This is a genomic window from Pseudomonas sp. (assembly GCF_049590575.1).
Taxonomy (GTDB): Bacteria; Pseudomonadota; Gammaproteobacteria; order Pseudomonadales; family Pseudomonadaceae; genus Aquipseudomonas.
The window spans coordinates 1-9,412 of sequence record NZ_JBAWDE010000006.1; the positions used below are offsets into that span (position 1 = coordinate 1).

At 62.8% G+C, this 9,412-nt stretch carries 10 protein-coding genes; 3 read left to right on the top strand and 7 right to left on the bottom strand.

All coding sequences use genetic code 11. The features are described from left to right. The 3 genes from gspL to gspG form a co-directional block, all read right to left on the bottom strand. A partial coding sequence (gspL, locus tag WBR57_RS00140; RefSeq protein ID WP_424081013.1) for a type II secretion system protein GspL occupies positions 1-542 on the bottom strand: 542 nt, incomplete at its 3' end. Continuing rightward, positions 539-1,417 (bottom strand): type II secretion system minor pseudopilin GspK, encoded by an 879-nt coding sequence (gene gspK / locus WBR57_RS00145; RefSeq protein ID WP_424081015.1) that lies wholly within the window; start codon positions 1,415-1,417, stop codon positions 539-541. The genes gspL and gspK, both read right to left, overlap by 4 nt. A gap of 8 nt (positions 1,418-1,425) precedes the next feature. Then, on the bottom strand, positions 1,426-1,884 hold the full coding sequence (gene gspG / locus WBR57_RS00150; RefSeq protein ID WP_424081017.1) for a type II secretion system major pseudopilin GspG: 459 nt from the start codon (positions 1,882-1,884) through the stop codon (positions 1,426-1,428). 149 nt (positions 1,885-2,033) lie between these two features. Between gspG and gspI the strand changes: the two genes are divergently transcribed. After that, the gene (gspI, locus tag WBR57_RS00155) at positions 2,034-2,399 is read left to right on the top strand and encodes a type II secretion system minor pseudopilin GspI (protein ID WP_424081019.1); all 366 of its coding nucleotides are present in this window, start codon (positions 2,034-2,036) and stop codon (positions 2,397-2,399) included. On the opposite strand, the gene WBR57_RS00160 is transcribed toward gspI, so the two are convergent. Beyond that, on the bottom strand, positions 2,386-2,817 hold the full coding sequence (locus WBR57_RS00160) for a type II secretion system protein N (protein WP_424081021.1): 432 nt from the start codon (positions 2,815-2,817) through the stop codon (positions 2,386-2,388). The genes gspI and WBR57_RS00160 overlap by 14 nt on opposite strands. Positions 2,818-2,922: 105 nt before the next feature. On the opposite strand from WBR57_RS00160, the gene gspH reads away from it, so the two are divergent. Together gspH and WBR57_RS00170 are read left to right on the top strand one after the other, a co-directional pair. After that, positions 2,923-3,375 (top strand): type II secretion system minor pseudopilin GspH, encoded by a 453-nt coding sequence (gspH, locus tag WBR57_RS00165; RefSeq protein WP_424081023.1) that lies wholly within the window; start codon positions 2,923-2,925, stop codon positions 3,373-3,375. Continuing rightward, the gene (locus WBR57_RS00170) at positions 3,372-3,971 is read left to right on the top strand and encodes a type II secretion system protein GspJ (protein WP_424081025.1); all 600 of its coding nucleotides are present in this window, start codon (positions 3,372-3,374) and stop codon (positions 3,969-3,971) included. Before gspH ends, WBR57_RS00170 begins: the two co-directional genes overlap by 4 nt. A 101-nt stretch (positions 3,972-4,072) precedes the next feature. Here the strand turns inward: WBR57_RS00170 and WBR57_RS00175 are convergent, their stop codons facing one another. The 3 genes from WBR57_RS00175 to WBR57_RS00185 all read right to left on the bottom strand — a co-directional run. Further along, positions 4,073-5,395, bottom strand: a complete 1,323-nt coding sequence (locus WBR57_RS00175) for a hypothetical protein (protein ID WP_424081027.1) — start codon at positions 5,393-5,395, stop codon at positions 4,073-4,075. A gap of 75 nt (positions 5,396-5,470) precedes the next feature. Then, positions 5,471-9,082, bottom strand: a complete 3,612-nt coding sequence (gene tssM / locus WBR57_RS00180; protein WP_424081029.1) for a type VI secretion system membrane subunit TssM — start codon at positions 9,080-9,082, stop codon at positions 5,471-5,473. An 88-nt stretch (positions 9,083-9,170) separates the two neighbouring features. Then, positions 9,171-9,412, bottom strand: a 242-nt coding sequence (locus tag WBR57_RS00185; RefSeq protein WP_424081031.1) for a T6SS immunity protein Tli4 family protein, incomplete at its 5' end; no start/stop codon positions are given.

Sequence of the window (9,412 nt, forward strand, 5' to 3'; positions counted from 1 at the left end):
CTCCAGCGCTGCGCCGCGTCCACCAGGGGCACCTCCAGGGCCTGCAACCCCAACGGGTGCACGGCCGCTTGTTGCAGACTGTCGCGCGTCAACAGGTACCCTTCGTCCAATGCCGCAGCGCCCACCGGCAAGGCATAGGGCGCCGGGTACAGGCCGCGCAGTTTGAGCTGCGCCTGCGTCAATACCTGGCCCAGCCGCTCCACGCCAGCCTTGGGCACCCAGCCCACCTGCACGCGCCCATCGATTTCGCGCGGGCCGTGGGCCACGTGCATGCTGTCCACCGGGCCGAGGATCAGCGCCTGCGCCGCACAGGCCACGGCGGCGGCGGTTTTCGCGGCCGGCAACGGCGGCAGTTCCAGGCTGGTGAGCACGCTGTCGCGGGGATGCAGAAAGCAGTCCACCGCCTGCCGGCTTTTACCCAGTTGCGTCAGGCTGTCGCAGCCTTCTTGAATGACCACGCCGCGCTCCAGCCAGGCAAATTTCACCGGGCTTTCCAGGGTCAACTGGTCGAGCGGCGGCAAGCCGATACGCAAGCGTTTCATACCCCCACCCGCGACCAGATCACACGCGGCTGACGGTCTTCGGGGCGATGCAGCAACGCGTCGAGTGTGACCCGGCGTTGCTCGCGCCGCGCCTGGCCCTGCAGGCGAAACCATTCGCTGGTAATGCCCACCTGCACCGCATCCACATTCACCTGCGGCAGGTGCAGACGGTTGACGAAATCCCCGCGGTTGATAAACCAGTGCCCGCCGTCGCGCTCGGCCACCAGCCCATGGGCCTGGGCCAGGCTGAGCTGCGGCACCACGGCGCTGAGGACTTCGGCGCTGGCGGTATTGCCGTTGACCCAGGTAATACCGGGCAACACGCTGATATACGCCTGCATACGCCGCAACACCGCCGGGTCGAGGCCTTCGACAGTGCTTAAATCGTCGAGGCTGCGCAGCATCGGGTACTTGGCGGGCAGGTCGCTGCGGTCATACGAGCCGATCACCCGCTGGCTGATGCGTCGGCTCACCGCCGGGTCGACGCCGATCAAGCGGCACAGGCGCTCGAAGTTCTGCAATTGTTCGGTGTCGACCTGCTGGCGGTTGACTAGGTTGCGCAGGTTGAACTTGCCTTGCTCATCGTCAATCCGCCCCTCGAACGCCCCCACCTGGGCCCGTGCCCACGGCTGGTCGAGGCGCGTGAGCACGTCCTTCTGGCGCGCCTCCCAGAGCATCTGCCGGCTGCGCTCAAGGCCGCCGAGCGACAACCACTGGCCCTGGACACGCAATTGCTCGGCCTCCAGGCTGCGGGTGAAAACGCTCTGGCGCGTAAGCATCGCCCCAGCGAGCACCGCCACCACCGCCGCAATCAGCAAGGCGCTGATAATCGCCATGCCGCGCTGCTTCGCCGCTGCGGGCGAATACCGTTTCATGGCGCGCCTTACAACTGCCAGGAACCAATGTCGGCATTCACGCCGTCGCCATCCGGTTGACCATCGGCCCCCAGCGAGAACACATCCACCTCACCGTTGGCGCCCGGGTTGAGGTAGTGATAGGGGTTGCCCCAAGGGTCGTTGGGCAGGCGCTCGAGGTAGGCGCGCCAGTTGCCGTTCTTCGCATCGGCCGGGCGTTCCACCAGCACTTTCAGGCCCTGGTTCATGTTCGGGTAAGTGCCGTGGTCCAGGCGATAGAGTTTCAATGCCTGCATCAATCCACCAATGTCCTGTTTTGCCGCCGTGGCCCGCGCCTGGTCCGGCCGGTCGAGCACCTTGGGCACCACCATCGCCGCCAGGATCCCGAGGATGACCACCACCACCATGATCTCGATCAACGTGAAGCCACGCTGGCGGCGAGGCCCTGGCAATGGGGCGGTTTGGGGTGTCAGGCGCGCGATATCCATCTCGACATTCCTTGGCTTGAGTGCATTTCGTGGCGCAGTGTTGCAAGAACATATGTCAGTCGTATTGAAAATCCTCGGGAGTTTCGGTCGCCATTCAGTCAACTGCCGGCGCTAGTCTGCGTGCCTGTTTCGAGGCTTTCGAGAGTGCCATGGACCGCCGTCGCAAGGAGCAAGGCTTTACCCTGATCGAGGTGCTGGTGGCCCTGGCGATCATCGCCGTGGCCATGGCTGCCGCCGTGCGCGTGGCCGGGTTGATGACCCAGAGCAATGGCCTGTTGCGGGACAAGTCCATGGCGATGCTGGCCGCGCAAAGTCGCCTGGCGGAATTGCGCCTGGAGGGGCATTTACGCAACGGCAAAAAGACCTTCGCGTGCGACCAGGGCCGCTTGAAGTTGCGCTGCGAACAGACCATCAACGCCGAGGGCCGGCTGTTTCAGGTCGATGTGCAGGTACTCGACGCCAGCCGCGAGGCGCCGCCCCTCGCGCGCTTGAGCACTCAGGTCATGGCCGAGTGAGACGCGGCAAGGCCGGCCCGTCCGGCAACTTGTCGAGGTTGACGCGCAGTGTCTCGCCGCCGCGCTCGATCTGTACGCCATCGCCTTCGATGGCCGTCAACCGCACACCGGGACCGAGGCGTTCACCCAACAGGAAACTGCGTGGCGGGCCGTCATTGAGACTGAGGATCGCCACCGCGCCGCGTGCACCGGCAAGCACCCCCGTGACCTTGACCTGCAAGGCCGTCGGGGCGTTCGAAAACCATTGCAGCGCCGGGTTATCGCTGCGCGCGGCCAAGGCCTGGGGCGCCGCCTGGGGGGTGTGGGATTCGGCGGTGGTGAGCAGCAGCGGCGTCCATACCGCCACACCGGCCAACGCCGCGAGCACGGCCAATGCCTGCACACCGTGCGCGGGTGAAACACCAAAGGTAAATGCCATGAGCGGGACCTCCTGTTTGTCCGTGGCACCAGCCTACAGCTCAATTCGCACGTTTTTATGTCAACTCCTCTCCAGTGTTCCAGGTGCCTTTCGAGGACAGCAGCCATGAAACAGCAAGGCTTCACCCTGATCGAACTGATGGTGGTGTTGGTGATTATCGGCATCGCCAGCGCCGCCATCAGCCTGACCATCAAGCCCGACCCGCTGCACTTGCTGCGCAAGGATGCCGAGCGCTTGAGCCAATTGCTGCAAATCGCCCAGGCCGAAGCACGCGCCGATGGCCGCCCCATCACGTGGCGCGCGGATGCCAAGGGCTTTCGCTTCAGCCGCCGCAACGATGAGGGTAGCGGCGTCGAGGCGTTCCAGACCGACACTCAACTGCGCCCGCGCCTATGGGAAAGCACACCGATGCAGATCACCATCGAACCTCGCCAAGCCCTGGTGCTCGACGCCGAATGGATCAGCCCGCCGCTGCGCGTGGTGCTGTCCGACGGGCAACACAGCCTGAGCCTGCAGCGCGATGCCGCCGGCTTGATGCGCGTGGTGAGCCAGCCATGAACCGAGCCCAGCAAGGCTTCACCCTGATCGAAGTGATGGTGGCGATCATGCTCATGGCCATCGTCAGCGTGATCGCCTGGCGCGGGCTGGACAGCGTGACCCGCGCCGATCAGCACTTGCAGGCGAGTACCGAACAGACCGAAGTGCTACTGCGCGCGCTGAACCAGATGCAGCGCGACCTCAGCCTGCGCGCCAGTGTTGAGCTGAACGCCGAGGACAACCAGGCCAAGCCCGAGGGGCTGGCGGCGGTGACGGTTCGCAGCTCCGACAGCAAGGGCTTCCGGCTGGAGGTGATCCGCAGCGCACCCGTCGCGGGTGAAGGCCTGCAACGGGTGCGCTGGTGGCTCAAGGGCGACCAACTGTACCGCGCCGCAGCGCCCACGCGGGACCGCTTCCCATTGCCGGCGGCAAAGGACGGAGTGGTGGTGTTGACCGATGTCAGGGACCTGCAGGTACGGGTTTGGGAAGCCGATAAAGGCTGGCGCCAGTTGAGTGGCAACCGGCGTGAAGACCCGTTGGCGATGGAGATCAGCCTGGTGCGGGAAACGCCCCAGGGGCTGGAGCGGTATCGGCAGGTGGTGGGGCCGTTGTGGTGAGGGAGCCGCCTTCACCCTCCCCCGAACAAAACCAGTTATTCAAGCATTAAGGGCTGGAGTGAAGCCCTGCGGCGAGCCCGAGCCCTCGCGGTAAGTCGCGCTCACGCTCTCAGGGAGCCCCCGATTTCCTCGACGGCGAAGCTCACGTCATGACCTGCACGAATCAACGCCGCGAAACGCAGCAAGACGGGAGCCCCGACATCAAGCGCCAAAGCGTTGGTCATCAGCTCGCGTATCGGCGTATACAGTTGGGCTTCGATAGTGGGGACACAGGTCTTGCCCGTGCATGTGGCAATGCGCGCGGCCGCAGCCAAGCCGCTGGTGCTTTCGTCAACTTCAAACAGCTCAGCCAGCAACATGCCCAAGGTTCCCGCTGGTTGGTATTCGGGGCGATTCCAGCACTTGAGCGCCAACGACTCCTTGCGGGCCTTCTCCAGGTGCCGTCGAATCTTTCCGGGAATGGTCGCTGCGGCTTTTTGGCGATTGTAATACTCGCGATTGGCCAAACTGGCGGCGTCCTTGACGACCTTCCAGGCTACGGACCAGAGCTGGGCCACACTGTAGGTTTCCAATGCCGAGCGCAAGGTGCTGTTGATTTCGTTCCATTCCTGCTCATCGAGTACATGGTTATACACATCACATTGGTCGCGCAAATAGCCCATCACATCCGCGACGGAGTAATCGAGCCATAGACTGAAAAGCCCCTCAGCATCGGTGTATTCCCTCTCATTGAGGGACCGTACAACCTCTTCCCCACTCCCATTGGCTGCATCGGGTGACAGGCAATAGACCACCTGCGCACTTTTGAACCAAACCTCGTCGCCCTGCCAGTAGTAAGTACCGGGCTTGGCTTTCTCAGGGTCCATGAAGATCAAGCCCGCCTCACTCAGTTGACTCACAAATTCACTGACATGTCGGGGCGCCAACCCGCGACAGTCCCCTAGCGTGAAACCGCCACTGGCCAGCCTTGGTGTAATGGCGCGATCCAGCGCCAACAGAAGCAGTACCTGTGCATCCGATGCCTGAGTGTAATCCACCGTTCTGGAGAGCTGCCTCTGACGATAGGTTGCGAGTCGCTTTTCGAGTTCTGCCGCTTTGGCTTTTTCAGCCTCCTGGGCCAGGGCAGCTCGATCTTCCTGGCAGCGCGTGCAGAGCCTGATACAGCGCATTGGCACTTTCTTGGCCTCGGACCGATTTCGAATTTCAACCAGCTCACCACATTGAGGGCACACCTGATTCTCATCGAAGGCCCTGCAACGTTGTCGTATCCAGCTGATAAGTGTTACGCCCTGAGCCATTTCCACGACGCCATTCAGCGCACTCACTTTTTCGAGAAATTGCCCTGCCTCGTCCATTGCCCAGTAACGCTCAACCCATTCGATTTCCTTGGGGTCTTCCGTCAGTAGTTGTAGCCTGATTGCCATGCATAGAGTCCTGTGTATTTCGTGGATTGATCTCAGTAGGTCCAGGGGCGGACTGAGTAGCCTTCTTGAACGCCTTTACCGCTGCGTAACGTCTTGGGTAGCGGTCTTGCCCGGTCGCTCTTCGAGCAATGTCCGCGGCAATACAAACCCTTCAAAACTGCGCTGGGTAATCGGATTGCTGGCCTTTTCCGCCCCAATCCGATAACGCATCAGGCCATCGGCGACGGCAAAGGTCAGGTCCACGCTGGTGTCGGTCCTGGCATTGAGATGCCCGCGACTCAGCAGCCGGAACAACGACCACGGCCCGCGATAGCTCATGCTGGCGGTGTTGCCGGTGCTGTGTACCAGAGTGAGCTGGCTGCCATTGGTGTTGCCCAGGCTGTTGGGCCACACCAGCCCGGTGCGTTGCGGCGCGCCATGCTGGTAGGGGATCAGTTGGCCGTCGACGCTGAGCATGCTGCTCAGGCGGGTGGCACTGAGGGCCAGGGGTTCGATGGTGAGTTGCACGGCCAGGTGGCCGCGGTGGTTGAAGAAGGTGTCGCGGATGCGCTCAGCCTTCTTCAGTTGTTCCAGCACGTCACTGCGCACCAGGTAACCGCCGAGGCTGTCGGAGTACAGGGCGTCGAGGTTGTCCTTGAGGAACACATTCAGGTACTGGTCGTGGAACTGCTGCAGGCGGCCTTGTGGGCCGAAGAAGGCTTCGAAGTCTTCCAGCGAGGCGTCTTCGCCGCTGGCCTTGAATGGGTAGCGGCCTGCCAGACGGTCGCGGTAGAAGCTGTAGATTTCACTGTCCCAGCGTTTTTCCAGTTCGCGCAGGGCGGCAATCACCAATACCTGTGAGGTCTGGTCGGCGAGCTTTTTGACCTGCTGGTTCAGTGGTTCGGGCAGGCCCACGGCGACGCGTTGCAGGTTGGCAATCGGGTCGGCACCGCCCAGGGAGAAGCGGCTGAGTACGGTTTTCAGCGCCGCCTTGCCGGGGTCGGGATTGTCGTGCACGGCTTTGGCGTAGTCGTAGACGGCAGTGACCGAGCGCAGGGTTTCCTCATAAAAGGATGGCTGCTCGCCTCGCGCAGTGGTCAGCTCAGCCAGGCTGGAGAACGCGCGGCGGATTCCGGCGGCTTGTTGTTGGCCATCCGATACCTTGTCCAGCGTGAGCGGCACTTGCCCTTCGGCCAACGGCACCGACGGGTAGATCACGCTGTTGTCGCGCAGGGTTTCCAGCAAGCGCCGCAGGGGGGCGGCCGGGCCGGTGACTTGTTCCAGCACCGCCACGCCGTGGCTGAGGTCGTCGAAGTCGGTGACCGCAAACTGATTCAGCGCACGCCGCCAGCTGTCCACGTAATCGGCGCTGTACAGGGCGCGGATGCGTTGGGTCAGCACTTTGCGGTCTTCGTCGGAGTAGTCCAGGCGTTGCCGCTCACCCAGTACCCACTGGTCGATCATCGCCAGTTCGATAATGCCCTCGGTGCCGGGCTCGAAGTAGTCCTTGAAGCCCTTGGCGGTGAGCAGCGGCGTAAGCAGCAAGCCGCTGCCCTCTTGATCGGTGTTCAGCGGGCGGTAGACGATATCGAACGCCGGGCCGACCTCATTGCGCAGGTCCAGCGGGCGATGCAGGCGCTCCAGGGCGTCCTGTTTGAGGCTCATGTAGACCCGCTCAGCCATGGGCAGCTGGCGCAATTGCTGTTGCACTTGGGAGATGCGTTCACGGTAGTGCGGCAGGTCGGCGTCGGCGTATTTAAGCGCGTAGTCCAGGTGCCCCATCAAGTCGGCCTGCAGCTGGCCCTGGCCCGGATAGGCGCGCTGCCACTGTTTGGCGACCCATTCTTCGACAATGGCCGGGCGGCGGTTCTGGCGTTCTTCAAGCATGCGGTAAACGCGCAACGCCGCCAATTGCGGATTGCTGCCGGCGGGCGCGGCGTTGATGGCGTCCAGCACACCGCTGGCAATCGCCGGCAGGAAGCGTTTGGACAGTAGGTTCAGATAGGCCTCATCCACCGTCGGGCCGATCGCCCTGCCCTGGTACAAGCCGATATCCGACAGCAGCGGCCAGGCTTCGCGGTAATCGCCGTACACCAGTACCGCATCGCGGATCTGGTCCAGGGGCACCAACAGGTTGCGACCGGTGGTGTCGACCCTCGCATCGATGTCTCGACCACTGAAATCCTGGCTCTTGGCCAAGACACTGGCTGCCTTGTCGCGGTTAATGTTGAAGTAAAACTGCCAGGTTGCGATGACCACCAAAACGCCCAAAGACGCAACGCTGAACCCGGCGATCAGCAGCCGCTGCTTATTGCGGGCCACCTTGATGTTGTCGCCCGCCAGGCCTGCTTCGGGGTAGATCACCCGCTGGAACAGTTGCTGGGCAAAGTAGATCGCCGTGCCGCCGGCAGGCTTGACCTCAGGGGGCGGTGGCGGCAGTTGATACGCGTGCCCCGCTTCTTTGACGAAGGCGTTGCTCAGGGTGCCTTGCTGCAAGACCGAGGAGAAATACAGCCCGCGCACCAGCGCCGGGGTGGTGAAACGATCGCTGCCGAGCATTTCGCTCAGGAAGCCGAACAATGCCGGGCGTAGGCCCGCCATCTGATGCACCAGCGCCTGTAAACGATCGCGTTCGGTGAGCCCAGATGACATCCTGACGCCGTCGAAAATCTGTTCGCGCAGGCGGGCGACAAAGCGTTGGTATCGGCACGTCAATTCCGCCAGCCAGGCATCGAAATCATCCACCGCGTCCAAGCTGAAGGTGAAGCCCAACAGGTCTTCGCGCCCACTGCGCGACAACCGTGCGAAGAACTCTTCGAAGCCTTCCAACAAGTCGAACTTGCTCAGCGTCACGTACACCGGCAAACGCGTGCCCAATTGCCGCGTCAGCTCAAACAGCCGGGTGCGCAGCAGGTTGGCGTGGGCCTTGCGTTGTTCGGGACGTTGCGCCAATAAGGCCTGCACGTCGATCACCAGCACCACGCCGTTCAATGCACGACGGCTGCGGTTGCGCCCCAGCCAGTCGAGCAGGTGTCGCCATAGACGCGGGTGAGTGCCGGCGGGCAATACCGGTTTGACTTTACCCTCCTGCGCAACGCTATCAGCCGTCGGCTCCGGGTGGCTGAGAAACTCACCCGGCGGGTCGATCAGTACCGCCTCGTCACCGATCCACCAATCCACCGGATAAGCCAGTTGCTCCTCCTGATGCGCCCGGACTCCGGCCCTGGTGACATGGGACAAAGCAAAGCTTTGATTGGAGCGGGTGATCAGGCTGGTCTTGCCGGCATTTTCCTCGCCCAGCACCAGATACCACGGCAGTTGATAGAGCGAACGGCGGCGCTCCATGTTGTTCAGCAGATTGGCCAGGCTGCGGTCCAGCGCCCGCTCCTGCGCCTCGATATAGGGCAGGCTTGGGTCGGCCTTTACGGCGGCCTCATGTTGGCGTTCAAGCTCCAGCCGGTAGTAACGATCACGCACCCGCCAAGCCCAGATCAGCAACGGCACTACCAGCACCACGACGCTGGCCGAGACGCGCATCGCCCACGCACTCAGCGGCTGATGCTCGCGCCAGGCCCACTGCGGGCCCAGCCACCAGATGGCGATCAATAAAAACACCATGCCCAGCAGCACCAGTACTGGCACCGCCTGGTTGAACTGGCGCAGCAGCGGCAGGCTCCAGCGTTTGAGGTAATTCCAGACCGTCTTCATGAATCGCTCCTAGCGTATTTGTTGAGTCTGTTGCCCACAGACAGGATGAACATGATCCCCTTTGCCCTCGCTAACACCCATTCCACGATCATGGCTTGCGCTCCGAAAAACTGGCAATGAACTCATCAAGGATGCGTTTATTTTCGGCCGCTTCTTCAGCGCTGGGGCCGCGGTAGTTGGCCCATGGGTCCGGCTTCGGCGCGACGGCGCCGTAGCGGATGCGTACAGACTTGAGGATCGCGTCCCACACGGCCATGGCTTCGTGGTCGGTGAGCGAGGGGTTGACGGGTTCTGCTCGCGGTGGGCGGTCTGGGCGTTGCCAGAGCGGTA

Coding starts and splice junctions, on each gene's coding strand:
- gspI (WP_424081019.1), top strand. CDS start 2,034: ATGGACCGCCGTCGCAAGGAGCAAGGCTTTACCCTGATCGAGGTGCTG.
- gspH (WP_424081023.1), top strand. CDS start 2,923: ATGAAACAGCAAGGCTTCACCCTGATCGAACTGATGGTGGTGTTGGTG.
- gspK (WP_424081015.1), bottom strand. CDS start 1,417: ATGAAACGGTATTCGCCCGCAGCGGCGAAGCAGCGCGGCATGGCGATT.
- tssM (WP_424081029.1), bottom strand. CDS start 9,082: ATGAAGACGGTCTGGAATTACCTCAAACGCTGGAGCCTGCCGCTGCTG.
- WBR57_RS00175 (WP_424081027.1), bottom strand. CDS start 5,395: ATGGCAATCAGGCTACAACTACTGACGGAAGACCCCAAGGAAATCGAA.
- gspG (WP_424081017.1), bottom strand. CDS start 1,884: ATGGATATCGCGCGCCTGACACCCCAAACCGCCCCATTGCCAGGGCCT.
- WBR57_RS00160 (WP_424081021.1), bottom strand. CDS start 2,817: ATGGCATTTACCTTTGGTGTTTCACCCGCGCACGGTGTGCAGGCATTG.
- WBR57_RS00170 (WP_424081025.1), top strand. CDS start 3,372: ATGAACCGAGCCCAGCAAGGCTTCACCCTGATCGAAGTGATGGTGGCG.